This window comes from Eisenibacter elegans DSM 3317 (assembly GCF_000430505.1).
GTDB classification, from domain to species: domain Bacteria; phylum Bacteroidota; class Bacteroidia; order Cytophagales; family Microscillaceae; genus Eisenibacter; species Eisenibacter elegans.
In genome coordinates this window covers 119026-143117 of the sequence record NZ_AUMD01000011.1, presented here as the reverse complement: position 1 = coordinate 143117, position 24092 = coordinate 119026, and the positions used below count along the sequence as shown (strand labels likewise).

At 47.8% G+C, this 24092-nt stretch carries 23 protein-coding genes; 7 read left to right on the top strand and 16 right to left on the bottom strand.

Features of this window, described 5'->3' with window-relative positions; genetic code table 11:
- Positions 1-8: 8 nt before the first annotated feature.
- Positions 9-266, bottom strand: a complete 258-nt coding sequence (locus tag G499_RS0101295) for a hypothetical protein (RefSeq protein WP_026998444.1) — start codon at positions 264-266, stop codon at positions 9-11.
- A gap of 42 nt (positions 267-308) precedes the next feature.
- Positions 309-1511 (bottom strand): glycosyltransferase, encoded by a 1203-nt coding sequence (locus G499_RS0101290; RefSeq protein WP_026998443.1) that lies wholly within the window; start codon positions 1509-1511, stop codon positions 309-311.
- Between the two features lie 327 nt (positions 1512-1838).
- On the opposite strand from G499_RS0101290, the gene G499_RS0101285 reads away from it, so the two are divergent.
- Positions 1839-2330 (top strand): hypothetical protein, encoded by a 492-nt coding sequence (locus G499_RS0101285; RefSeq protein ID WP_026998442.1) that lies wholly within the window; start codon positions 1839-1841, stop codon positions 2328-2330.
- A gap of 326 nt (positions 2331-2656) precedes the next feature.
- Here the strand turns inward: G499_RS0101285 and G499_RS0101280 are convergent, their stop codons facing one another.
- The 4 genes from G499_RS0101280 to G499_RS0101260 form a co-directional block, all read right to left on the bottom strand.
- The gene (locus G499_RS0101280) at positions 2657-3709 is read right to left on the bottom strand and encodes an agmatine deiminase family protein (RefSeq protein ID WP_026998441.1); all 1053 of its coding nucleotides are present in this window, start codon (positions 3707-3709) and stop codon (positions 2657-2659) included.
- Positions 3710-3900: 191 nt separating this feature from the next.
- Positions 3901-4464, bottom strand: a complete 564-nt coding sequence (gene frr, locus G499_RS0101270) for a ribosome recycling factor (RefSeq protein WP_026998440.1) — start codon at positions 4462-4464, stop codon at positions 3901-3903.
- Positions 4465-4531: 67 nt separating this feature from the next.
- Positions 4532-5263, bottom strand: coding sequence for a UMP kinase (gene pyrH, locus G499_RS0101265; protein ID WP_035726235.1), 732 nt, complete (start codon positions 5261-5263; stop codon positions 4532-4534).
- A gap of 103 nt (positions 5264-5366) precedes the next feature.
- On the bottom strand, positions 5367-7499 hold the full coding sequence (locus G499_RS0101260) for a peptidylprolyl isomerase (RefSeq protein WP_026998438.1): 2133 nt from the start codon (positions 7497-7499) through the stop codon (positions 5367-5369).
- Between the two features lie 202 nt (positions 7500-7701).
- On the opposite strand from G499_RS0101260, the gene G499_RS0101255 reads away from it, so the two are divergent.
- The 3 genes from G499_RS0101255 to G499_RS0101245 all read left to right on the top strand — a co-directional run bounded on the left by G499_RS0101255 (position 7702) and on the right by G499_RS0101245 (position 11570).
- Entirely contained in the window at positions 7702-8499 is a 798-nt protein-coding gene (locus tag G499_RS0101255) for a hypothetical protein (protein ID WP_154658269.1), read from the top strand.
- Between the two features lie 258 nt (positions 8500-8757).
- Positions 8758-11067, top strand: coding sequence for a SulP family inorganic anion transporter (locus tag G499_RS0101250; protein WP_081413584.1), 2310 nt, complete (start codon positions 8758-8760; stop codon positions 11065-11067).
- Positions 11067-11570 carry a hypothetical protein gene (locus tag G499_RS0101245; RefSeq protein ID WP_026998435.1) on the top strand — a complete coding sequence of 168 codons (504 nt, stop codon included), beginning with the start codon at positions 11067-11069 and terminating at the stop codon, positions 11568-11570. The genes G499_RS0101250 and G499_RS0101245 overlap by 1 nt, the downstream gene beginning before the upstream one ends.
- 58 nt (positions 11571-11628) lie before the next feature.
- Here G499_RS0101245 and tpiA read toward each other — a convergent pair whose 3' ends face one another.
- The 6 genes from tpiA to gldA form a co-directional block, all read right to left on the bottom strand.
- Positions 11629-12393, bottom strand: a complete 765-nt coding sequence (gene tpiA, locus G499_RS0101240; protein WP_026998434.1) for a triose-phosphate isomerase — start codon at positions 12391-12393, stop codon at positions 11629-11631.
- Between the two features lie 91 nt (positions 12394-12484).
- Positions 12485-12673 (bottom strand): hypothetical protein, encoded by a 189-nt coding sequence (locus G499_RS0101235; RefSeq protein ID WP_026998433.1) that lies wholly within the window; start codon positions 12671-12673, stop codon positions 12485-12487.
- A 156-nt stretch (positions 12674-12829) separates the two neighbouring features.
- On the bottom strand, positions 12830-14086 hold the full coding sequence (locus G499_RS0101230) for an aminotransferase class I/II-fold pyridoxal phosphate-dependent enzyme (protein ID WP_026998432.1): 1257 nt from the start codon (positions 14084-14086) through the stop codon (positions 12830-12832).
- A gap of 181 nt (positions 14087-14267) precedes the next feature.
- A complete protein-coding gene (locus G499_RS0101225) occupies positions 14268-15557 on the bottom strand; it encodes a replication-associated recombination protein A (RefSeq protein ID WP_051295810.1) in 1290 nt (429 codons plus the stop codon).
- A gap of 13 nt (positions 15558-15570) precedes the next feature.
- Positions 15571-17631: an arginine--tRNA ligase gene (argS, locus tag G499_RS0101220; RefSeq protein ID WP_026998430.1), complete on the bottom strand. Its 2061-nt coding sequence runs from the start codon at positions 17629-17631 to the stop codon at positions 15571-15573.
- 336 nt (positions 17632-17967) lie between these two features.
- Entirely contained in the window at positions 17968-18885 is a 918-nt protein-coding gene (gldA, locus tag G499_RS0101215; protein WP_026998429.1) for a gliding motility-associated ABC transporter ATP-binding subunit GldA, read from the bottom strand.
- A 228-nt stretch (positions 18886-19113) separates the two neighbouring features.
- Between gldA and G499_RS0101210 the strand changes: the two genes are divergently transcribed.
- Positions 19114-19590, top strand: a complete 477-nt coding sequence (locus tag G499_RS0101210; protein ID WP_026998428.1) for a hypothetical protein — start codon at positions 19114-19116, stop codon at positions 19588-19590.
- 114 nt (positions 19591-19704) lie between these two features.
- Here G499_RS0101210 and G499_RS0101205 read toward each other — a convergent pair whose 3' ends face one another.
- Genes G499_RS0101205 through G499_RS0101195 form a run of 3 tightly spaced genes read right to left on the bottom strand, consistent with a single transcriptional unit; the run spans position 19705 to position 22011 of the window.
- Positions 19705-20769, bottom strand: coding sequence for a hypothetical protein (locus G499_RS0101205; RefSeq protein WP_154658268.1), 1065 nt, complete (start codon positions 20767-20769; stop codon positions 19705-19707).
- The gene (locus G499_RS0101200; protein WP_026998426.1) at positions 20750-21445 is read right to left on the bottom strand and encodes a hypothetical protein; all 696 of its coding nucleotides are present in this window, start codon (positions 21443-21445) and stop codon (positions 20750-20752) included. The genes G499_RS0101205 and G499_RS0101200 overlap by 20 nt, the downstream gene beginning before the upstream one ends.
- Positions 21442-22011 carry an RNA polymerase sigma factor gene (locus tag G499_RS0101195; RefSeq protein ID WP_026998425.1) on the bottom strand — a complete coding sequence of 190 codons (570 nt, stop codon included), beginning with the start codon at positions 22009-22011 and terminating at the stop codon, positions 21442-21444. Before G499_RS0101195 ends, G499_RS0101200 begins: the two co-directional genes overlap by 4 nt.
- Positions 22012-22301: 290 nt before the next feature.
- Between G499_RS0101195 and G499_RS22075 the strand changes: the two genes are divergently transcribed.
- Positions 22302-22457, top strand: a complete 156-nt coding sequence (locus G499_RS22075; protein WP_169721314.1) for a hypothetical protein — start codon at positions 22302-22304, stop codon at positions 22455-22457.
- 144 nt (positions 22458-22601) lie between these two features.
- Here G499_RS22075 and G499_RS0101185 read toward each other — a convergent pair whose 3' ends face one another.
- Complete coding sequence (locus tag G499_RS0101185; protein WP_026998424.1) at positions 22602-23291, bottom strand: NUDIX hydrolase; 690 nt, start codon at positions 23289-23291, stop codon at positions 22602-22604.
- A gap of 72 nt (positions 23292-23363) precedes the next feature.
- Between G499_RS0101185 and pyrE the strand changes: the two genes are divergently transcribed.
- Positions 23364-24029: an orotate phosphoribosyltransferase gene (gene pyrE, locus G499_RS0101180; protein ID WP_035726348.1), complete on the top strand. Its 666-nt coding sequence runs from the start codon at positions 23364-23366 to the stop codon at positions 24027-24029.
- Positions 24030-24092 lie beyond the last annotated feature (63 nt).

Below are 24092 nucleotides of genomic sequence, written 5' to 3'. Positions count from 1 at the left end.
TTGTAGGTTTATAGACTGTTGTGGGCCAACAACCCTGCTTTGGTAGCAATATAGTAATATGATTCGAATTTTGTGTCAAGGTCTACTAGGCTTTCGTCGAGTATTTCTTCTGACGCAGTAACATAACACCGAATCCAACCTTTGCTCCACAGGTTTTTGAGGGTTTGTTGGAGTATGTGGGAGGGGTATTCGAGTTGAGCTGTAAGGTCGGCAAATGACTGCAAAAAGTACAGCTCTGCCATCAGGTCATATTCTTCGTCGCTCATAACAAAGGCGCTAGTGTTTGGGTGTTTGGGGTTAGGTTAGTGTCATTGCCAAGCACGGCCTTTCCATTGGTATTTACCTTTGCCGGCAACAAATCCAAACAAAGATACATAAAACGGATAGATTATTTGCAACAGCGGGATATATCCTGCTAGCGGTTGTAACCTCAAAAAGCGAAGGATAGGCATCAGCCACCAAAATTCGGCGAGGCATTTTAGCCCCCAGATGCCTATCAAAAGCTTCCAAGGATACTGTTGCATTACCGACAAAATTAGCGCCAACACGGCCATGGCGTGCCCAATAAATATGAAAAAGGCCAATATTTTTGGCACAGGGTTTTGATAATGAGGCCACTTGCTTGCCCAACGTTTGCGTTGTTGGAAAAAACTATGCCAAGTAGCTTGGGCATAGGTCTGTACGACAGCGGCAGGGTGTTGGGCAAAGCAAATCCCTTTAGGGTAAGCCTTGGCCATTTTGTGCATCAAAAATTCATCATCGCCGGAGGCTATATGTTGCCAACCTGTATATCCATCAACACTTTCGAAGCTTTGCCGGCGGAAACTCAGGTTGGCTCCGTTACACATTTGTGGGAAGCCACCCATCACGCCAATAGCGCCCACCCCCACCAAGGTCGCAAATTCTAAGGCCTGAAGCCGCCGGAAAAGGGGGCGCTCAAGAATAAATGCTACCCCACCGCTGACAAAATGGGCTTGTCGACTCTGCCCTATAGACAGCATCGTGGAGAGCCAAGCCGGGGGTACGCGGCAGTCGCCATCCGTACAGGCTATCCATTCTCCAGCCGCTTGGCTTACGGCTTGGGCTATCCCCCGCTTTTTGGGCGATAGCGTCGCCTCACCTTGAAGCAGCCGATAATGGAGCGTGTAGGGCATCAGCTCTTGGTATTGACACACAAGGGCGGCGGTGTGGTCTTCGGAGTAATCATCTATCAGCCATACTTCTAGCTGCTCAACAGGGTATTGTTGTTGTGCCAAATCTTCAAACAGGGCTGGCAGGTTGGCTGATTCATTGCGGGCTACAATCACGACACTCACCGTAGGTAAGGCCTCCGGCAATATGGCCACAGATCCGCCGTTGGCCTCCCGAAACCATAAGCGCCGCATCCAGACCAAGGCCAAGACATACAGCAATGCCCAAAAACCTAAAAAAATGGAGTACCATATCACCCACCAAGAGTAACCCCAAAGAGAAACAAAACCGAACACCGATAAAACTGTGTATGCATTCATAAAGACTATGCTAAGGCCTTGCAAAGGTACGAAAGCTATTTTGCTTAAAAATGAACTATTCCAATAAAGGCTTGTACTATTACGGATATGAACCATAAACAGCCACATACAAAAAACAATATATTCTGCATTCCTAATAATTACCAAAAACACGCAAAAACTCAAGACAAAGACACGACTATTATGTGAAAAATACAATTAGCCTTAGCAATTATATAAATCATAGCCATTTATGAGATGTTTTTATGATTTTATCCATCAAAAAAGTTTAAACTACTTTTTTCTTCATTATCTTTGTATCAAACATTAACCCAAACCCTAATTCCTATGAAAAGTACAAAAGAAATCACCACAGACTACACTGAAATCCAAAAGAAGGTAGTTGAAAACTTCGTAGAAAGCACCAAGAAAGTACGCGAAGTAATGGGCAAAGAGAATGCCCTTGAGCACTCTGCAGCTATCCTCAATGAGTGGTTTGATAAAAACCAAGCCATCACTACTGAGGCTGTAGCCAAAATCAAAGAACAAGTAAACTTTGATTCTGCACCTGCTTTCGTAAAAGAAGTCCTCAATGCACAAGAAGAATTGCTCGTAAGCTGGTTGGAGCTTGCCAAAGCCCTCACCCGCAGCAAGTCTATCAGTGAAGCTTCTGACCTTTTGAGCAATAATGTGAAAAAAGCGCAAGAAAACTTAAAAGAAATCTATGGCGAATGGATGGAGAAAGCTACCAAGCCTTCTGTGTTGAAGATGCCTACCATCGACGATGCTAAAGACACTGTCAAGAAAACTATCGAAGTGTTGAAGCCTGTGCTCAACTAAGGCCACTACATCACTTGCTGATTTGATTGTGTAGTACACGCTATTTTTGCAAAAACGTGTTTCGATATGAAACACGTTTTTTTGTTTTTGGCGCTTTAGCCTGCTGCAAATCAATACTTTTGAACCAAGCCAAATTATATCAAGATTCACAAGATTTGAGGATTTACAGGATTTGATTTTCTTGATTCTCAAGGATTCCAGCACACATACTTACCCACGATTAAAATCGTGGGTGCGCTACGAAGAGCATTTTTAACGAAGTAGCAGCCAAAAAGCAGTGTTTTGGTGTCGATGAAGAAAATTTTAGACAAGCTCTAAACAAGTTCTTAGACCTTTGGCTCTTGCTGACTGAGGCAATGGAAGCTCCCTAGTCCCCAAATAATTTCTGTAGAATCAATACCTACCACTGGTCGGTCTGTAAAGCACTGCGAGAGCAAATCGAGGGCTACTTGGTCTTGCGGGCAGTTAAAGGTAGGGACAATCACTGCTGCATTGGCAATATAGAAGTTGGCATATGAGGCAGGCAGGCGCTGGTCATCCCAAATAACAGGCGCTGGCATTGGCAACTCTACAATATTAAGCTGTTTGCCGGTGTGGTGCAGTCTCATTTTTTTGAGCGCCGCTAGGTTTTCTTGCAACAATGCGTAGTTTTCGTCCTGTTTGTTGTGTTCTACCACCGTAATGACCGTATCTTCATTGACAAACCTCGTGATGTCATCAATATGCCCATCGGTATCATCTCCTACAATCCCTTCGCCAAGCCACAATACTTGCGCTACACCATAAAACTCATAGAGGTACTGCTCGATTTGCGCCTGGCTAAGCGTTGGGTTACGGTTGGGGTTGAGCAAGCAGGCAGTGGTTGTCAGTACGGTTCCGGCTCCATTAAAATCTACTGCCCCGCCTTCCATCACAATCCCGGGCGACTGTACGGGTAGGTCGAGGTATTGGGCTACGTGTAGCGGAATCTGGGTATCAAGCTCATAGGGATATTTCCCGCCCCATGCATTATGGTTCCAGTTTACAATCATTTTGGGCTGCGCTGCCTTAGGGTTGATGACAAAGGCCGGCCCGTGGTCTCGACACCAAGCATCGTTGGTGGGGTGTTGACAAAAAAACACCTGCTCCATATCTACGCCGGCTTGGGCGAAAGTTTGGCGGGCGTGTTGTTCCATCGCCGCATCATTGACATTGAGGTATACCTTCTCGCCCTGAGCCAATACCTTGACAAACTCCCCATAAGCGGGATAGATGGTGTGTATTTTGCCTGGGAAAGAGGCTTCGTTGTGTGGATAACTCAACCAAGTAGCCTCATGAGGTGCCCATTCGGCAGGAAAAGTATAGCCTAAAGCCTTGGGAGTGGGTGTTGAAAACTGCATCGTCCGACGAATAATGAGTGTGGTGAAATATTGACCACACAAAATTACGCTTTTCTCTGAGTTCAGTCCAAACTTTGAGCAATGACCTAAGTCGCCTCAAACAAGATTACGCCATTGGCCAAACACTAAAAAACCACCCCAAGCAAGTTTGGGGTGGTTTTCGTTTGGCAAACGCCCTAACCGTTTAGACCTTAGATGGTCATCAGCTCTTGTTCTTTTTTGGCAAACAATTCATCGATTTTGGCGATAAACTCATCTGTCAGTTTCTGTACCTTTTCTTCGGCGCGTTTTACTGCATCTTCGGCAGCTCCATCTTTTTGGAGTTTTCGCAGGCTTTCGTTGGTATCTTTACGGATATTACGCACACTGATTTTACCGTTTTCGATTTCTTGTTTCACTTGTTTTACAAGTGTTTTGCGGCGTTCTTCGGTCAATGGGGGGATAGTAAGGCGGATATTCTCGCCATCGTTTTGGGGGGTGATTCCCAAATCGCTGTTGATAATTGCCTTTTCGATTTCGCTAATCAGGTTGCGCTCAAAAGGGCGGATGGCGATAGTGCGGGGGTCAGGAGTAGTAACCGAAGACACTTGGTTCAGCGGCGTAGGCGTACCATAGTATGACACCAAGATTCCATCAAGCATGGCCGGAGAGGCCTTGCCAGCGCGGATTTTGGTCAACTCTTGGGCAGTATGGTCTACAGACTTCTGCATGGTGCTTTTTGCGTCATCAAGAACGAATTTTATATCTTCTTCCATGTTTGTGGTGTTGGTTTGGAGGGTGAATAAAAGTTTTCACTATTTAACAAGCATCCGTTGGTGTGGCTTACATCGTGATGAGTGTACCTACGTCTTCTCCTTTCACGATTTTGAGTAAGTTGCCCGGCTTGTTCATATCAAATACGATGATAGGCAGGCCGTTTTCTTTGCAAAGAGTGAAGGCCGTCATATCCATCACATTCAGTCCTTTGGTGTATACCTCGTCGAAGGAGATATTGGAGAATCGGGTGGCAGTAGCATCTTTCTCGGGATCAGCAGTATATACCCCATCAACACGAGTACCCTTGAGCACTACATCGGCCTCGATTTCGATGGCGCGCAAGCTGGCGGCGGAGTCTGTGGTGAAATAGGGGCTGCCAATACCGGCACCGAAGATGACAATACGCTTTTTCTCCAAGTGTCGTACGGCACGGCGGCGGATAAAGGGTTCACACACCTGCTCCATCTTGATACCTGACATCAGGCGGGTATACATCCCGTGTTTTTCGAGGGTAGCTTGGATGGCCATGCCATTGATGACCGTGGCCAACATCCCCATATAATCACCTTGTACACGATCTATGCCGCTTTCTACGGCATTGATGCCTCTGAAAATATTGCCGCCGCCAATCACGATGGCTACTTCGATGCCTAACTCTACTACTTTTTTGATTTCGAGGGCATACTGTTCGAGCATATCCGGGGCGATGCCGTGGGTTTTATCGCCCATAAGCGCTTCGCCGCTTAGCTTGAGCAATACACGTTTGTATTTGGGGGATTGGTCTGTGGGGGTTGTCATAATACCTGTTCTTTGAGAAGTCGGAGCGTATGGGGAGATACGCAAAAATGATGCACACAAAAAAGGTTAATCGAACTGATTAACCTTTTTTGTGTGCGGTCTGTTAGAAAAACTTATAACGGTGATCTTTAATCTTAGCCGCCTCACGCACAGCCCCTGTGGCTTTGAAAGAAGTCTGTGCGCGCTGCACTTCCTGTAGCTGCGATTTATATTGTGAGTAATCGGCAATTTCGGAAGCCTTGACAAACTTGATAGGGCGCAACACAAATACGCCTGATTCATCAGCAATAGGCTGGCTGTTGGTATTTTCCTTGAGCCCGAAGATAGTGCCGATAGCACGTGGGTTGAGGCCGGTGTTGCCCAAGCTACCCGAGGCCAGTGTCAGCTCGTCGGCTTGGCCGATAGCTGCGCCTGCGCCATAAGCTTTGGCAATGGCATCGAGGTCGCCTTTGGTGTTTTGCAGTTTGGCTATAATTTGCATCTTTTTACGCTCTTTGAGCACTTCGGCGGTCAGCTCTTCGCGGAAAGACTCGATGTTAGGCTCTTTTTCGGCGGTACGTCCGGTGAGGGCAGCAATGATGTATTTGCTTTGCTCACGCATCTCGAACACCTCTGATACCTCTCCTACTTTGGCATCATTGAAAGCCCAGCGGATGATAGCGCGTGCGTCACTGATATCATTGATATTATTAGCCGATGTAGGCAGGCGCTCTGCTTTGAGCAATACAAGCGCAGGGTTTTTGTTAACTTCTGCCTCTAGTTGGGCGAGATTCGTTACGTTGCTGGCTAGCTGCTCGGCTTTGCGGTAGGCCTCGTCGTTGGTGGCTTCGCTAGGATCTAGGATTTTTTCTACTACGGCGAGTTTGTATTTAGTGCGCGTTTTGGGGTGCGTTACTTTGACAATATGATAGCCAAAGTCTGTTTCCACAATATTGGGTAGTAGTCTGGGTTCGTTCACACTGAATGCCGCATCTTCAAAGGGCTTCACCATACGGCCACGGCTGAAGAAGCCGAGGTCGCCTCCAGTTTCCTTAGTGCCATCAGTGCCGTGTTTGCGCGCCATTTCGGCAAAATCAGCGCCTTCTTGAATTTCTTTCAACAGCTCTTCAGCGCGTTGGCGGGCTTTTTTCTTGTCGGCCTCGTCGGGGGTTGCCCATTTGACCAAGATGTGGCTGGCACGAACATAATCTATGCTATCTTCTTTGGTGTCGGCTACTTTAAAGATTTTGAAGTTGTTGCGATTTTCTACAAATGGCCCATAAACACCTCCTTTGAGGAGTGTGGTGTTTTTGTCAAAAAACACGCTTGGCAGCCTGTCAGGGCTTACATACTCAAACGGGATAGTGTTGCCTTCGGTCTGCGCCTGAACAAAGGCCGAATCGTCTTCGGCAGTAGCAAGTGCCTTGGCCATTTGGCGCAGCTCTTGGTATAGGGCAAGGCTGTCTTCGGTAGAAGGAGCTACATCAAACACCACATAAGCAAGGCTGCGCGTTTCGGTGGCGCGGTCTTGATAGCGTTTGAAGTTTGCCTTTAGGTGTACCTCTAGGTCTTTGTCTGTGATAGTGATTGCTGTATCAGGGATACTGCTATAGGGTATGTGTACATAAGTAGCCGTGGCCTTGGTGTTTTGCGCTTCGTATTCGCGCTTGGCTTCAGCTTGTGTTACATATACTGATGATTTGAAGAGTGCTTCGTATTTGGTACGTAGGCGGTCATTGCGGAGGTTTTCTTCAAAATTTTTCCATGCAAGGCGTTGCTCAGGCGGGAACTGATCGAGGTTTTGAAGAAATCCGATGAGCTGGTCTTTCTGAAACACACCATTGCTATCAGAAAATTGCTGCCGAATTTCGGGGTGAATGAAGAGGTCATCGCCTTGCACCATCTCTCCTAGCTCATCATCGCTTACTTTGATGCCGATTTTTTTGAACTCATCCAAAAAAATACGGTTGTATACGAGGGTGTTCCAAGCCTGCTCACGCAAAAAAGTCGATTGCTCTTCACTGGGCGCTTGGCCTGTTTGTAGGGCAAAGTTTTGCTTGAGCATTTCTAGCTCTTGGTTAAACTCTTCGAGGGATACATCACTGCCGGCGATACTGCCCACCACTTGGCGGCCTGTGCCTAAGAGCATTGAGTTGGGGCCTAGCAAGTCGCCTCCCACGATAAAAAGGATTAGCCCCACGGCAATTACGCCGATAGCCAAGCCGGAGCGTTCTCTGATTTTGTTAATAATAGCCATATCACTATGTGTGTTTCGAGACCAACAAGGCTAGGCCTCTAGGTGGCCTCAACTTTGTTGTAAAAGTACTTACGTTTGGATGCGTTTGAGAATTGTGTGGATTTTTAAAATCTCGCAAATATACGAATTACCTCCTAATCTCAAGGTCTTTGTCAGATTTTAGTAGGATTTTCTGTCGCAGCCTCAAAGGCTTGCCTTATTTTTGCAAAATCATCTTTTGGCCATACAAACAAGTCGCCCCAACGGCGGGTTTATTGGGGTAGTGTGGCTATATACCGCCAACACTTCATTACCCGATTGGGCTTCTGTACTAAAACCAAGTGGGGGCTATCATTCATCGATGATTTTGACTGCCGTGGAGTATTTTGGTGTCGAAGTACTGTTATCTAATCAAAAAAATATGGCTAATTTTTGGGAACAAGTATGGCACCGTGTTTTTGGAGACCAAGCCCCGCAGCGTGCGGCTTATGAAAAAACCCTGCTCAAACGCAGCCCCAAGGAGCAGGCCTTGTACCAAGACTGGCTACAAACGGCTGCCCCTCAACAATGGGTCGCAGAGATTCTGAGGGTATATCGATTGGCACAAAAGGACTTGGAAGACTTCCCGCGCATACACCTGTTCCGCTCACATACTGCCAACGGCTTTGCGGTGATGTATGATACCAAGCGGATGCCTGCCAAAACATTGTTACACTTGTTGGAATATTTCAAACAAACAATTCAAGGATGGGGCTACCAAGTCAAAGCCTCGGAACGTATATGGCAAGACGGTGGGACAATAAAGGTGGTAGAAAAGTATTATCTAAAGCCCCCCTTTGTGCTTACAGAGGCCAAAGTGGTAGAGCAACAATATGGCAATGTTACCCTAGAGTATGTTCACGTAGATGGCCAACCCTCCTACCTCAAAGTACTCAATACCACTTATCAAGACCGCAACTTCACAACCGCACACCAATTTGAGGATTTTATCCATAGGCTGCTGAGCCATCAAAGCACCTAAAACATCTTGCCTTTTGTCGATATAAGCAGCAGTTTTAACGAATTTTTGGGGTCTTTGGGAGGGGTTCGGCCAACTTCTTGCTATATATTGCCCAGAACTTGTGTTGGGGAGAAAAACTTTAGCCAAAGCTGTTCCCCAATACCCAAAAGCACGTATATTTACTTTAAAATTTTGACACCCCTATCGCTAAATCTACCCTTATCAGGGCTTTAAGGCTTTTTTTGAGCCTTTTGAGTGCTGTCGGGTCTGCTTGATTGTATGGAGATAAGCCAACAAAAATACCCCCGTGAGGGCCTTATAGGTCTCAGAAGATATTTACGCGCAGATATGTATGCCGGACTTATCACTTTTTTTCTGAGCATTCCTTTTTGTTTGAGCATTGCCTTTGCTTCAGGCTTCCCCTTGATGTCGGGTATCCTAACTGCGGTGGTGGGAGGCTTATTAATCAGCCTTGTTGGTGGCAGTTCCTTGGGCATCAAAGGTCCCACGACCGCCTATATGCCCTTTCTGTTTTTGGCGATTCACCAACTAGGCCACGGACACTGGAGCACGGGGCTGTCCTATACCCTGGCCGTCATCGTGGCCGCAGGGATAATACAAATCATTTTTGGTTTATTACCTATTTATCACTGGCTCAAAATCATTCCCGAAGCAGTTACCTATGGGGTACTCTCTGCGGTAGGGGTGTTGGTCATTGTCCACGAACTACACTATTTGCTGGGTAGCGATACAGGCAGCTACTATTTCTACGAGTTGCTCTTGCTGCTGCCGCAGGCGCTGTATGAGCTCGATTTGGCCGCCCTGAGTATAGGCTTGGTTACTTGCTTGGTCTTGTTTTCTTCCTTGACCTTCCAATCACAACTAGCCAAGCTCGTGCCTACTCCCTTTATGGCTTTGCTGATAGGGACTGGTCTGGCTATTTATTTTGACCTACCCAACGACGAGCAGCGCCAGCACCTCCTTGCGCCAATGCCTCAAAACTGGCTGTCGGTCATCATTATGCCCGACTTCAGCAAGGTTTTCCAGACACGCTCCCTGCTCTATGCCTTGGTATTTGCTTTGGTGGGCAGCCTCGAAACCATCACCAACCTCAAAGCTATTGATGCCATTGACCAATACCGGCGCAAATCCAATCTTCGGCGTGAGCTGATTGCTATTGGGCTGGGCAATGTCGTTTGTGGGCTTATTGGCGCGCTGCCAATGATTACGGTGATGCTCCGCAGTATCAATAACGTCAATAGTGGGGCAAAAACCCGTTGGTCGGGCTTTTGGATGGGGCTGTTTTTGGCACTTTCTGCCAGCCTCTTGTTTGTGGTCTATGCTATCCCCAAAGCCGCCTTGGCGGCAGTAATGATTTACACGGCCTACCGCCTCAATTCGCCCCGCTTAATCGGCAATATCTATCGCCTAGGCACTGAGCAGCTACTCTTGTTTGTAGTAACGGCCTTGGCTACCATATTTGGCGGTGTCTTGTGGGGCATTGGCTGCGGCCTCTTGGTCTATCTGATGGTATACTTGTTTTGGGGTGCAAGCCTGAAGACGCTTTTTATACCAGAGGCCAAGCTGATTTCGTACAGCCAAGAACGGAATGCCATCAAAATTCGCTCTGCTGCCGTGGTAACCATATTCCCCTACCTAGAGCGGATGATCAAAAAAATATCGCCTACCGGTATTATTTATATCGACTGTGCGCGCAGCCCCGTAGTAGATTACAACTTTATGGAGCTGATTTATAACCACGCCAACAACTTCAACCCCAAAAGCCAAGGCATAGAGTTGCAAGGACTAGACGACCACCTCTCTGTATCGTCTAACCCGCTGGCAACCCGCATCAAACCTGAAAAGCCAAGTGTACCCAAAAAAGGAAGCACAGGCAAAAAGTCTATTCTGACACGACTTTATGACCAGACCATTGACTACTTCAAACGCAAACAAGTGTTTACCTTTACCTCTCACCAAGCAGATATTTGGGGGGTAGCCACCATCAACAATGCTAAGCTACGTACACAACTAACCTACGATGGTGTTCAGCTACAAGCCTTTAGGCTTGCCGCCGGATATGAAATCAAATACAGGGAAAATAAGTTTCGTAAAAAATATCGAGAGGTCAATATCGAGTTTTCGGAGCTTTTCTTGTCCAAAGGAATGCGCCTAAGTGAGCAAAACCTAAAGATATCGGTGCTTTCTGTAAAGGATTTGCCGCTAGAAGTGCCCGACTTCCTCCTCGAAAAAGAATCCCTGCTCAAACAAATCAGCCTCTTTCAGCCTATAGAACAGGAAGAGGACGAAGCCGATAGCTATCTCACAACCCTCAGCGGTTATAGACTCAAGGGCAATGACAAAGAGGGTATTTATCAGTTTTTTAACCCTAGGCTTGTCAATGCCATTGAGCAACACCCTATTTACAACCTAGAGGCTGTCAATGGCCAGGTGGCGATATATATTGCCAAAAATTTGATGAACCGTATTGAGCTAGAAGATGCCGTATTGCTGGCCGAAACTATCGTAGATAGCCAATATGAGCAGATTCAGGGCTTAATCATCAGCCAAGAAGTACAAGAACCGTGATGTACTGGATACGCACTCTCCTCTTGGTGCTCTGCTTTTGGAGCCTTGTATTGTTGCCCGCTTGGGCACAACAGTCTTTTTTTGATGCCCCAACAGGCTTGCTTTTGGTAAGCCCGACAGCGGAGTTTCCTATCAATCCTAACACTACCGCACACCTAAACTATTGGGCTACGGTTTCTATAAAAGCGCAAAAACATTTGCCCAAAGCCCTCCGCCAAGAACGGAACGCTATCAAACGAGAGCGTATCCCCAAAAACCTGCCTGCTGAGGCCAAACGGCTTACTTTTACCACGCTCGACGGCCTACAAAACCAATCGCTTGTAGCGCTCGAATACCAAATACACCATAGTAGTGGATGGCAGCAATTCCTGATTTTTTATCATCAAGCATTCCGTATCGAAATCATCGTCTATGGCCAGAAAACGCAAGGTACAGAAGCGCAATGGGAGCAGTATTACCTAACGCTATTGACCGAGCTGCGCCTGACCAAGGATGAGCTGTAATGGAAAAACAACGCTGAATCATCCATCAAACCTCAACCTTGGCCTCAAACAACAAACACTAAGACAGCGCTTTGGCAATATCTATAAAATCGCGGGCTACGAGTGATGCGCCTCCAATCAGGCCTCCGTCTACATCAGGGCAAGCAAATAACTCTGCGGCGTTTGAAGGCTTGCAGCTTCCCCCATAAAGAATTGATATCTGAGCGGCAGAGGCTTCTCCATATTGTTTGGCGATGCTTTGACGGATGAAGGCGTGCATTTCCTGAGCTTGGTCGCTGCTGGCGGTTCGCCCGGTACCAATCGCCCAAACAGGCTCATATGCGACGACGACCTGCTGCATCTGCTCGGGGCTGAGGTCAAAGAGGCTTTCTAGGAGCTGTTGGCCTACGACTTCAAAATGGTTGTCAGCTTCACGGGCTTCGAGGGTTTCGCCACAACAGAAAATGGGGGTTAGCCCCTCTGCCAATGCTGCTTTCACCTTTTGGGCTATTAAGTGGTGGTCTTCGTGAAAATAGCTTCGGCGCTCGCTATGGCCTATCAAGACATAGGATACCCCGATACTTTGGAGCATTTTGGCCGATACTTCCCCAGTATACGCTCCTTCGGTTAAGTGGTGGCAGTTTTGGGCGGCCAAGGACACCTTGCTGTTTTGAGGCAACAAGCGTGCTACAGCGCCGAGGTGGATAAATGGCGTAGCCAAAATCAGATGAACATTGGGGAGGTGCTCCGAGGCAGCCATATGAATTACCTCTGAGGCTAGTTTTTGCCCTTCTTCAAGGGTTTTGTGCATTTTCCAGTTGCCGGCTACTATTTTTTGTCTCATATTGATGGTCTTATGGGAGGGAAAAACAAAGCATAAAAACCTCTTATTAGATTAATAAGAGGTTTTCGAGTGTTTCAAAACAATCCTAAAGTTAGCTAGCTTTCTCTTGGGCGTTCTTGATTTCTTGAACTTCGAGGCGGATTTCTTGAGCAAGGTTTTTGAGGTCTTGCATCCCTTTACGCACTCGCGTACCGGCAGCTTGATTGTTCTTAGAGTAGAACTTGTCGAAGTCACCTTCAAGACTCATGACGAGGTCACGAATTTGTTCAAATCGATTCATAATGGTACTTTTTGTTTAGTGTGAATGAACGGAAGTTTTTTGTTAGCAATTAGCAATAACTATGCGTAATAACCCAAATATAAGCCTTCAGGCAACATATTTTCACATATTTACGCTTTTTTCTTTCGCTAACCTTGGCTTGGGCAGAAATTTTACCTAAAAAGTTCCCTCTGCTAGACCAGCGGGTATCTCTTTTCGGTATTCGCCTGCTTTGAGTTTGGGCAAAACGGCGCGGAAAGCCTTGAGGGTTTCTTCTACATCAGCCAGGCTGTGTGAGGCTGTTGGGATAAGGCGCAACATAATCACTCCTTTGGGTACTACAGGATAGGCTACTACTGAACAGAAGATGCGGAAGTTTTCGCGCAGGTCTACTATTAAGTTTGTGGCTTCTTCGGCTCCCCCTTGTAAGAACACTGGCGTTACGGGCGACTCTGTCTTGCCGAGGTCTAGTCCCATATCGCGCAAGCCGCTTTGGAGCGCATTGACCACATCCCATAGTTTTTGGCGCAATTCGGGCATATTGCGGAGCATTTCGAGGCGCTTCAAAGCCCCGATTACCAAGGGCATAGGGAGTGATTTGGCAAAAATTTGCGAACGTAGGTTGTAACGCATATAGTTACACACATCGCGGTCAGCAGCCACAAAGGCTCCGATGCTGGCCATCGACTTGGCAAAGGTAGAGAAGTATACGTCGATACCGTCTTGGATACCTTGGGCTTCGCCAGTACCTGCGCCGGTAGCGCCCATAGTACCGAAGCCGTGCGCGTCGTCTACCAAGAGGCGGAAGTTATATTTCTTTTTCAGCTCAATGATGTCTTTCAACTTACCCATAGCGCCCGACATACCAAACACTCCTTCGGTAATCACGAGGATACCGCCGCCGGTTTGTTCAGCCATTTTGGTGGCGCGGACGAGCTGCTTTTCGCAGTTCTCAATGTCGTTGTGTGGGAATACATAGCGTTTGCCAAGGTGCATGCGCAAGCCATCGATGATACAAGCGTGTGACTCAGAGTCATACACTACCACATCTTTGCGGTCGAGCAGGGTATCTACAATAGACACAATGCCTTGGTAGCCGAAGTTGAGCAAAATCGAGTCCTCTTTCTGTACAAACTCGGCCAGCTCAGCCTCTAACTGTTCGTGATAGCGGCTATTGCCCGACATCATACGCGCTCCCATTGGGTAGGCCATTCCCCACTGCGCGGCAGCATCGGCATCGACCTTACGGATTTCGGGGTGGTTGGCTAAGCCAAGATAATTATTCAAACTCCAAGTGAGTACTTCTTTTCCTCTAAACTGCATGCGTGGATTAATCTCCCCCTCTAGTTTTGGGAAGGTAAAATACCCATGCGCTTTGTCTGCGTGTTCGCCAAGCGGACCCCTACTTTTCTTAAATTTTTCAAATAAATCCACAGTACTTGTATAAGTTAAGTTTGAAGATAAGTTGCGATGTAATTGTCAAAAAACGGACAAAATTACCTCCTAGAGGCTAGATTATCAAAAAAAGCCCAAGTATTTCTCCTAACTTAGGCTTTTGATATGATTTTTTTGATAAAAACTTTCACTATACCGATTTTACTTGCCCGTACTCTTCTTAATAGCCATATTTTTCTTGCCATCGTTCTTGCAAGAATCGGCGCATTTCGGCCTCCATAGGGCTTTCACCGGGCTCAAAAAGTTTGGTATTTTTAAGGGTTTCAGGCATATACTCTTGGGGGCTAAAGCGTTTGGGATACTCGTGCGAATATTCATAGCCTTTGCTATAGCCTTCCTGCTTCATTAGTTTGGTGGGCGCGTTGCGCAAATGTAGTGGTACGGGCAGGTCGCCGGTCTGGCGCACCAGTTGGCGGGCTTGTTTGATAGCTTTGTAGCTTTCATTGCTCTTGGGGGAGGCAGCCAGATATGTGGTTGTTTGAGCCAATACAATCTCTGCTTCGGGATACCCTATCATTGTTACGGCCTGAAAACAATTGGTAGCCAACACCAAGGCCGTAGGGTTGGCATTGCCAATATCTTCGGAGGCGGATATAAGCAGTCTTCGAGCGATAAACTTTGGGTCTTCGCCTCCATCTATCATACGTGCCAGCCAATAAATCGCCGCGTTGGGGTCGCTCCCTCGGATAGATTTGATGAAGGCCGAGATGATGTCATAGTGTTGCTCACCGTTTTTATCGTAGCGGCTGCTACGCTGTTGGGCGATTTGCTGTACAGCAGCATTGCTAATCTGTATAGGCTCGGCAGGGGCTAAAGCCAATACCACCATCTCCAATAAGTTGAGTAGTTTGCGTGCGTCTCCGCCTGAGAGTTGTAGCAACGCCTCCGTTTCGGCCAGCTCTATGGTATATTGCTGTAAGTATTGGTCGGTACGAAGTGCTTTTTCTAATAAGCCCAGCAATACTTCCTCGCTCAGGGGCTGTAGTGTATATACCTGACAGCGGGAGAGTAGGGCTGAGATGACTTCAAAAGAGGGGTTTTCGGTAGTAGCACCAATCAGCTTGATAAGCCCTTGTTCTACAGCGCCCAAGAGGGCATCCTGCTGTGCTTTGTTGAAGCGGTGTATCTCATCGATGAAGAGCAGGCTGCCGGGAGCGCGGCGTGCCTTTTCGAGCACTTCCCGCACCTCTTTCACGCCCGCACTGATAGCGCTAAGAGTAAAAAAGGGCACCTGAAGGTGTTCTCCTATCAATCGGGCGAGTGTGGTTTTGCCTACTCCCGGCGGCCCCCACAAAATAATCGAAGGGATTTGCTGTCGCTCCAGCCACTGGGCAATAGGGCTACCCTCGGCAGTGAGGTGTGTTTGGCCTACAAACTCGCTGAGCTTACGTGGGCGCATCCGTTCTGCCAAAGGCAAATGATGGTCAGTGTTGGGCTGGAATAAGTCCATAGTATGGGTGGGGCTACATCTGCTCCGGCACACCAATGCCTAACAGTGTCATTGCTTCATAAATAACACGCCCGCTGAGGGCTGTCAGCGCCAAGCGGAAGCGCATCAGTTCGGCACTCTCTGCCTTGAAAATAGGGCTTTCGTGGTAGAAGTGGTTATAGGTTTTGGCTACCTCATACGCATAATTGGCTATCAATGAAGGCGCATATGCTGCAGCAGATTCGCTGATTTTGGCCGGGAAGGCGCTCAAAAGCTGTATCAGGGCTTGCTCGGTATCGCTGATAACCACTGATACCGGCGCTTGATAGTCTGTTTGGTCTTGGGTAGCTTTACGCAATAAGGCCGAGATACGGGCATAGGTGTATTGGATAAACGGCCCTGTGTTGCCCTGAAAGTCGATAGACTCTTGGGGGTTAAACAAAATCCGCTTCTTGGGGTCTACCCGCAGCAAGAAGTACTTCAGCGCTCCCAGCGCCAGTTGGAGGTAGAGCTTTTGGAGGGCTTCGGGGCTGAAATCGGCCACCTTGCCTAGCTCAGCGGTACGCTCAGCAGCGGTATTGACCATTTCCTGCACCAAGTCGTCGGCATCTACTACCGTACCCTCGCGCGACTTCATCTTGCCCGAGGGCAAATCTACCATCCCATACGAGAGGTGGTACAAGCCCTGCGCATAGGGGCGGCCTAGCTTTTCGAGTATCTTGAAGAGCACCGTAAAGTGGTACTCTTGCTCGCTGCCCACTACATAGACCGACTTATCTACGCCATAGTCTTGGTATTTGAGCTCTGCCGTGCCCATATCTTGGGTGATGTATACCGAGGTGCCATCGCCACGCAACACCAGCTTTTCGTCGAGCTTGTCGGCGCTGAGGTCTATCCAGACCGATTGGTCGTCTTTTCGGAAAAACACGCCCTTCTCCAACCCTTCGGCCACAATGTCTTTACCCAGCAAATAGGTGTCAGATTCGTAATAAACCTTATCAAAACTGATACCTATTGTCTGATACGTTTGGGCAAAGCCCTCATACACCCAGCCATTCATCTGCTTCCAGAGGGCTACGGTTTCGGGGTGTCCTTCTTCCCATTGGCGCAGCATGGCCTGTGCGGCCTGCATCCATTCGGTTTTGTTTTGGGCTATTTCTTTGATAGCGCCCTTCACCTCGGCGATTTTTTGTTCTATGCTGACTACCTTCTTGAGCTGCTTGAGCAACTCTTTTTGCTCGGCATTGAGGGAGAGCTGTTCGGCAGCACGCACCAAGTTTTTGTAGCCTTCGGGAGCATCTTCTATGCCTAGCTGTGTAGCAAGGTCTGCGGGCAAGGCGGCCACATCACGTTGGTAGGCTTGGTCGAGGTCGTTGAGCTTTTGTTGGTGCGTTTGTAACTGCTCCCACTCTTGGGCATTGAAAAGCCCTGTGTTGCGCCCTTCGGCAATGTCTTCCAGAATAGGCTTTAGCGCTTCGCGCAATGATTGCTCAAACTTTACGTAGTATTTACCCACCAGTTTATCGCCTTTGAGCCCGGCGCTTTGGGGCGTTTCGCCCTGAGCAAGGCGCTGATAGGCCAACATCGACTTGCAGATATGAATCCCCCGGTCATTGACCAAGTTGGCCTTGACCACTTCGTAGCCATCGGCTGCTAAAATACGGGCGATGCTGTCTCCCAAGAAATTGTTGCGCAAGTGCCCCAAGTGCAAGGGTTTGTTGGTATTGGGCGACGAAAACTCCACCATCACCCGTTGCCCCTTGGCGGGCACTACCCCAATGCGTGGCTGCGGCAACAGCGCATACAGTGTGTTGACCCAAGCCTCCGGACTGATGACGAGGTTCAGAAAGCCATTCACCACGTTGTAGTCTGCCACAAGGGCGCTGTTGGTTTTCAGATAAGCCCCCAGTTGCTCAGCCACCGCATCGGGGCGCTGCCGTAGTTGCTTGCTGTAGCCAAAAGTAACAAAGGTGTAGGCTCCCTCAAATTCTTTTTTGGTGGCCTGTAGTACCATTTCTTCAGCGGCGGCTTGTAGCCCAAAACAATCCATCAGCCCTTGCGCAATGGCTGCTTGGAGAGACTGCTCGATATTCATATCCCTTAGATAGTGTCTGCAAAATGATTAGCCCTGCAAAATAAACAAAAAAAACACCCTTTTCCGAATAGGGTTGTTGTATTCGGGTTGCTGCCCCCAAAACGCCATATCGTAGGCGTGGCAGATTGGTATCCTCATTGATTGATACCCAATCAAAATTGGTTTGGGATGTGAAGCCTCAAATCTTGTGCATCTTGGTATAAACACAAAGCAGAAGCAAACGCCAGCGGTTTTGTGCGTTTTTCGGAGATTCTTTGTACTGGTATTGACTTAACCGACTTCTTAGAAAATATCCAGTATCGCGCTTGACGTTCTGCCTGCCTTTCTCTCAAGGCCTTAGGGTGTATTTGTTTGAGTAAGCGCTTGGAATACGTGTTCTAGGGTTTGCTGCTCTTGCTGCATTTCCAAAATAACCCAGCCTTGTTGGGCGGCAATCCTAGAGATTGTAGCGGCAGCGGCATCAGGCTGTAAGGTGAGCGTGTAGTGTCCGGGGCTGTGCTCTTGGGCTTCGGCAATAGGTGGCAGGCTGTGCCAAGTACTGAGGGCCACAGGCGCTTCCAGTTTTAGGTGTAGGCGGGTTTGTCCTTGTTGGCGGCGCAGGCTTTCTACAGTATCATCGGCCACAATCTGGCCTAGATGAATAATCACGGCTCGTTGGCAGATAGCCTGCACTTCTTGCATGATATGCGTCGAAAAAATCACCGTTTTCTCCCTGCCGATGGTTTTGATGAGTTGCCTGATTTCTAAAATTTGGTTAGGGTCTAGGCCGGTAGTAGGCTCATCCAACACCAATACGGGAGGGTTGTGGATGAGCGATTGTGCCAAGCCCACACGCTGACGGTAGCCTTTGGAGAGCGCACCTATTTTTTTGTGTTGCTCACGACCAAGGCCACAAATGTCTATCATTTCGGTCACGCGCTGCCTCAAGTGTTGCCCCCGTAACTGGTGCAAACTACCAATAAAGCGGAGATATTCTTTGACATACATCTCCAAGTACAGCGGGTTGTGCTCGGGTAGGTAGCCGATATTACGCCGTACATCCATGGCATGTGTACGGACATCATAGCCCTGTACGGAGACAGTTCCTGAGCTGGGCGATAAATAGCCGGTGGCAATCTTCATAGTGGTTGATTTGCCGGCTCCATTAGGGCCTAAAAAACCAACAATTTCACCACTTTTGACTTCAAAAGAGATATTGTTGACGGCATGTTGTTGGCCGTAAATTTTACTAAGCGCACTGACAACTACAGACATAAGCTAAAAGCAAAAAGGTATGTGGAGTGCTGTAAAGGTACAGCAAATATGGGAGATAAGCCACAGTTTTGATAACTTGCCCCTCCAAGGCATCGGGTCTGGATACGATACTGCGACAGCGTCCGTTTTATCACAAGATTCATATGATGCGCATACCATCAATTTCCCAACTCGGTTCTACTGGGTTTAACTCTTGAAACATTCAACGACACTTCACCCCCAACTGATATGCACAGACACAGCTTATGGTTTGTTTTGACCCTTGTTTTTTTTACTGCTCCGCTCAATATGAGCGCTCAAGCCGAAAGTCAAGAAAATTACCGCCGTTGGCAAGAGGATGCCTTTGTGACACATACTCGGCTGGCTGCTGCGCCTGATAGCGCCGAGGCTCTAGTCCGTTTCTTTTTCTCACAACGCCGTAGTGCCCGCCGCAGCTTGGTGATTGCTGCCGGTTCGGCAGCCGTATTTGGCTCGGTGTTTTTGCTGCCTGCCGGCAATCTAGCTGTAGAGGCCATCGGCTTGGCCGGCCTAGCTGTCAGCGCACCGGGGTTAGTGCTCAGCCCCCTGACATTCAGGAGATACTCTAAGAAAAAGCTGTTTTTCTTGCTTCAAGACTATCGCGAAGGGCGGGGGATACCCGAAAAATACTATCCGGCTGTTGAGCGATACCTAGAGAAAATGGCCGAAGATACACCTACGAAGTAATAATAAGGCTCCACTCAGGCGTTATCACTTTTGTTGTTTCCCTTAGCAATAGGACTATGAGCCTATTGCTAAGGTGTGGTGCTTCAATTGCGCACCGGCCTTTTGTTGTTGCTCTTAGCGCTGTTCTATTTTGATATTCCCATATTTCGCATCAATCTTGAGTTGTGCTTTACCATTCCCAAAAACCCCCTTATACGTCGAGGTATAGTCTTGTACTATCTTTTGATTGAACTTCCATTGGCTGGTATTGCCTCCCAAAGAGCCATATTTCAGCACCACATCAAACTCATAGCCACTACCTGAGGCAAAATTAAGTTGGCTGTTGGTGTATTGAAGGAGCAGCTCTACCAACTCAAACCCTGAATTAATCTCTGTAACGCTCAACGCGCTGTTGTATTTGGCCTCAAGCGCCAAAATCTTGAGTAGTTGTTTGATTTGCACCCCTGAGTAGGCTGATGTTCCGCGCAGCGAGCCTACCTTCCCGAGTTTGAGCTCACTATAACGGATGTTGCCCAAAACCTCCTGTACTTCTTCTATTTCGCATTTGGAATAACTCAACAAGCAGTTGAGGGTATTAGCTGTGCCCAAGCGTAGTTTGGAGTATTTGAGCGTTAGGTCTTGGCCACCCCATTGCTCCAGGCCTCCATCAGAATAGGCCAAGATCAGTATATTTTTGGCATTGGTCAAAGCTTTACCTACAAATGTACCATAGGCAATATTGATATTGGATTCTCCGCTATGATTGGCCATGTAAACCGCTCCGTATTTTTGGGAGATATTGATATTGAGATACATTGGTATTTCGACCTTATACTTGACCTCAAAATCGACATTGTTAGGAATTTTGCCTATCTGGGTTGTAAATTTAATGGGATTGGCGGGGTTGAGCGCAATGCGGTCGTCTACATTGATGCTGATATTGTCAAAAACTGCTTGGGCCTTGGTTTGGGTGGCGGCTTTGGTTACGATTGTAACTGTAACCTTCAGTTCATTCCCGTTATTGGTCAGTACATCTACTGTACCATAACGATTATCTATCGCAACAGACATTCCTTTGTTGACACGGTAGTTTTTTTGGAGTACTGTTTGGCTTATTTGCGCCTGAAGTGTAGTTGCATAGAGCAAGAGGGTGCCATAGGCCAGTCCGTATAGAACCCCATTAAATAGCCACTTTTTCATTTGTTCCATTTGTTTGAGATGTTTTCATTTGTTCTATCTTCTGCAATACCTGTAGTTGTCGGTTGAGGAGTTCTACCCGTTTTTGCAGGTTTTCTATCATCATCCCCACGATACGGTCTTGCTCCAGTGTTTGGGGTAGCTCTTTTTTGAGCTCCTTATACATCTGGTCTAGCTCGTCGAGCGCCAGCGCCAAGTCAGTATCCATTTCGTCTGTCTGTACAAGATGTGCCTTGATTTCAGCCTGTTTTTGTGATACTAGAGAGGCATAGTAGGTCTCGGCCTCCTTTAGCTCTTGTCTGACATGCTTGGGCAGCTTGGTCGTTGTCTTGTTGGCGCTACTAGTTTGGATGTTAGCGGCTTCTTCTTCGTTTTGAGCAACAATCTCTATTGGGGTATCTCTGAGAGGCATCAATGGCGCCGCACTCCATTGGTATATACTAAAGCTGCTGACAAAGACCGCTACCGCAGCTGCAGCGCGCCATAGGGTACGCTTGTGTAGGCGAATAGTGATGGTTTCGGAAGGGCTAGGCTTTGTTGCAGGCAGATATGTTTCTTCGTCGAGCTTACGGGCGATATTCATCCATATCCTATCTGAGGGTTCGTGCGTATCCCAAGCCTCTTTGTGATCACGAAAGAACTCTTCCAAGCGTCCTTTGGGTTGGTCTGATGTGTTCATAAGCTTTTGAGTATTTCGAGGAGCTTCTTTTTAGCTCGGTTCAACTGCGATTTAGAGGTAGAAGTAGTAACTTGTAGGATTTGGGCAATCTCGGCGTGGTCATAGCCTTCGATGAGGTACAAAGAGAGTACCGTTCGGAAGCCGTCGGGCAAGAGCGCCATAGCTCTATGAACCTTTTCGACTTCGAGGGCAAGGTCGTCCTCATCGGGAGTTGGCTCATCGGGCACCTCTGCCTGTTCGTCAAGCGGGCTGCTTTGCTCTTTGCGTTTGCGCAATTGGTTGATAGACCTATTGACCACAATACGCTTGAGCCAAGCCCCAAAGGTAGCCTCCCCTTGAAAGCTGTCGATTTTTTGGAACGCATCCAAAAACGCCTCTTGTAATACATCTTCTGCCTCGGCTTGGTCATTGAGTATGCGCATACTCACATTAAACATCGCCTTGGCATATTGTTTATAGATGTAGTACTGTGCCGCTCGGTCTCCTTGCCGGCAGGCATCTACCCACTTTTGATGTGGATATAGATATGCTTGATTCAAAGCCACTGATTTTTGTATTCGCAACATTTGCTTTGCCTTTCGTCCAAAAGCCTTCTTCTAACTCAAAGACAATCGCTTTGCGCAGAGGTTGCACTCAGACATCAACAAATATCGTTTTTTATGAGTGCAATACCGAAACTTTAAGGCAATCTTGGATGTTTGCACACAAAGCCCTATATTTGCATCCCCTTACCCCTGTGTGGGTTAGCTTTAGCTCTAATTCAGTGAAGAAGGCGCGGGGCATAAAGGGGAAATCATTCAAATACGCATCATCGTAGCTCTTTTCACATTTACATTCACCCAAATCTGAAACAGTCATGGCGGTAACTCGATTGCAACGCAAAGACAAAAAAAATAAGGCACGCGCTACCAACCGTGTCGAGAAAGTAAAGATTCTCAGCCGTAAGCCCGTAATCCGTCGTGTAGACGTAGAGGCTATCAAGGAAGAGTTTGCCAAGAAAAAAGGCGAATAAATGCCTGCTGAAAAGGCTTCCTGCCTGTTTTTTTGTGAATCCGTTAGTACCCTTTGTGCTAGCGGTTTTTTTGGCTCCAAACAAAAACCGCCGCCAAATATAGGCCGACGGTTCGGGGCTTGGGTATAGGCTGAAGCGCTGAGGCTAGGGTTTGGATTTTCGCTTGCTGATTGCTTCAAAATAGCTTTCCATCACAAATACGATACTTCGATAAGAATTTTCGAGTGCTTTTTTGACCTCGGCCTTGCTCATCCATACTGCTTCCTCGATGGCCTCCTGTGTTTGTGGTTTGAGCGCCGCCTCATCGACTGACTCCATCGCATACCAGTTGGTTTTCTTGAGGATGGGCGTATGGTCTTGGGTGTAATAATGCCATGTTGTGGCTATTTTTTTGCCCAACGCCACTGTAATGCCACATTCTTCGGCTACTTCACGTACGGCGGCTTCCTTAAACTTTTCACCTGCTTCGAGTTTGCCCTTGGGCAGGTCCCATTTGCCCAAACGGTGAATCATCAGGTACTGCTCCCCTTTGCGGGCTACGCCTCCGGCAGCATGCATCAGGGTAAACTCTGCTCGAATCATCTTGGCTACCCGCCGGGGGTGTTTTACCAACAGGCTCAGCGTATGTAAGGCCGGAAAACGCCGCTGCAAAATAGCCGAAAGCAACACCTGAATCAGCAAATCAGATGCATTGCAAATAGCCACATCCCCTATGAGGGTCTCATAAATCAGTGCCTCTTCGGGCATATTGATCCAAAGATCGTGTTTGGGCAAGCGCTGGCGGTCATCAATATCATAAAGATTGATTTGGGTTTCGTGTATGAAGATATGCATCGTAATTCGGTCGGGAAAAGTTATCTTTGCAAAGCTAACCAATTTTTTTGGGAACTAAAACGCGCCATCATTATGTCCACACATATAGCTAACCCTCAGATTGCTAGTGAGATAGCAAAATATTTATTAGAAGTAGATGCCGTTCGGGTACAGCCTGAGCAACCCTTTCGTTGGAGCTCGGGTTGGTTGGCTCCTATCTATTGCGATAGCCGTCTGACAATTTCCTACCCCGAAGTCCGTAGCAAAATCACGGAGAGCTTTGTCAATATCATTCGAGAACGCTTTCCCCAAGTAGAAGCCATTGCAGGCGTAGCCACAGCCGGCATTCCCCAAAGCGCCCTTATTGCCGGCGCGATGGGTTTGCCCTTGGTATATGTGCGCTCCAAGCCCAAAGGACACGGCATGGCCAACCTATTGGAGGGCAAAGTAGAAAGCGCCCAGAAGGTTGTGGTTGTTGAAGACGTGGTGTCTACTGGTGGTAGCTCTTTGCAAGCCGTAGAAGCCCTACGCGAAGCTGGAGTACAGGTCATCGGGTTGGTAGCTATCTTTAGCTATGCCTTCCAACAGACCATCCAGCGCTTTGCTGAGGCGCAAGTAACCCACTATACACTGAGCGATTACCCTTCGCTACTAGAGCTATACAAAACCCAACATCAGCTCTCTCCCGAAATAGCCAGCTCTTTGAATGCTTGGCGCAAGGCTCCCGAACAATGGCAAGGGCCTCAGATAGCCGAATAACTTCATCACAAATCGCCCCCTACGGCCAACACCGTGGGGGGCAAAGTTTTCGTACCCCCCTAG

Excerpts from the sequence above, each read along its gene's own strand:
- G499_RS0101210 (WP_026998428.1), top strand. The coding sequence starts at position 19,114 with ATGCACAGACACAGCTTATGGTTTGTTTTGACCCTTGTTTTTTTTACT.
- gldA (WP_026998429.1), bottom strand. The coding sequence starts at position 18,885 with ATGTCTGTAGTTGTCAGTGCGCTTAGTAAAATTTACGGCCAACAACAT.
- G499_RS0101285 (WP_026998442.1), top strand. The coding sequence starts at position 1,839 with ATGAAAAGTACAAAAGAAATCACCACAGACTACACTGAAATCCAAAAG.
- G499_RS0101195 (WP_026998425.1), bottom strand. The coding sequence starts at position 22,011 with ATGTTGCGAATACAAAAATCAGTGGCTTTGAATCAAGCATATCTATAT.
- frr (WP_026998440.1), bottom strand. The coding sequence starts at position 4,464 with ATGGAAGAAGATATAAAATTCGTTCTTGATGACGCAAAAAGCACCATG.
- argS (WP_026998430.1), bottom strand. The coding sequence starts at position 17,631 with ATGAATATCGAGCAGTCTCTCCAAGCAGCCATTGCGCAAGGGCTGATG.
- tpiA (WP_026998434.1), bottom strand. The coding sequence starts at position 12,393 with ATGAGACAAAAAATAGTAGCCGGCAACTGGAAAATGCACAAAACCCTT.
- pyrE (WP_035726348.1), top strand. The coding sequence starts at position 23,364 with ATGTCCACACATATAGCTAACCCTCAGATTGCTAGTGAGATAGCAAAA.
- G499_RS22075 (WP_169721314.1), top strand. The coding sequence starts at position 22,302 with ATGGCGGTAACTCGATTGCAACGCAAAGACAAAAAAAATAAGGCACGC.
- G499_RS0101200 (WP_026998426.1), bottom strand. The coding sequence starts at position 21,445 with ATGAACACATCAGACCAACCCAAAGGACGCTTGGAAGAGTTCTTTCGT.
- G499_RS0101250 (WP_081413584.1), top strand. The coding sequence starts at position 8,758 with ATGGAGATAAGCCAACAAAAATACCCCCGTGAGGGCCTTATAGGTCTC.
- G499_RS0101260 (WP_026998438.1), bottom strand. The coding sequence starts at position 7,499 with ATGGCTATTATTAACAAAATCAGAGAACGCTCCGGCTTGGCTATCGGC.
- G499_RS0101280 (WP_026998441.1), bottom strand. The coding sequence starts at position 3,709 with ATGCAGTTTTCAACACCCACTCCCAAGGCTTTAGGCTATACTTTTCCT.
- G499_RS0101245 (WP_026998435.1), top strand. The coding sequence starts at position 11,067 with ATGTACTGGATACGCACTCTCCTCTTGGTGCTCTGCTTTTGGAGCCTT.
- G499_RS0101185 (WP_026998424.1), bottom strand. The coding sequence starts at position 23,291 with ATGCATATCTTCATACACGAAACCCAAATCAATCTTTATGATATTGAT.
- pyrH (WP_035726235.1), bottom strand. The coding sequence starts at position 5,263 with ATGACAACCCCCACAGACCAATCCCCCAAATACAAACGTGTATTGCTC.
- G499_RS0101225 (WP_051295810.1), bottom strand. The coding sequence starts at position 15,557 with ATGGACTTATTCCAGCCCAACACTGACCATCATTTGCCTTTGGCAGAA.
- G499_RS0101290 (WP_026998443.1), bottom strand. The coding sequence starts at position 1,511 with ATGAATGCATACACAGTTTTATCGGTGTTCGGTTTTGTTTCTCTTTGG.
- G499_RS0101205 (WP_154658268.1), bottom strand. The coding sequence starts at position 20,769 with ATGAAAAAGTGGCTATTTAATGGGGTTCTATACGGACTGGCCTATGGC.
- G499_RS0101295 (WP_026998444.1), bottom strand. The coding sequence starts at position 266 with ATGAGCGACGAAGAATATGACCTGATGGCAGAGCTGTACTTTTTGCAG.
- G499_RS0101235 (WP_026998433.1), bottom strand. The coding sequence starts at position 12,673 with ATGAATCGATTTGAACAAATTCGTGACCTCGTCATGAGTCTTGAAGGT.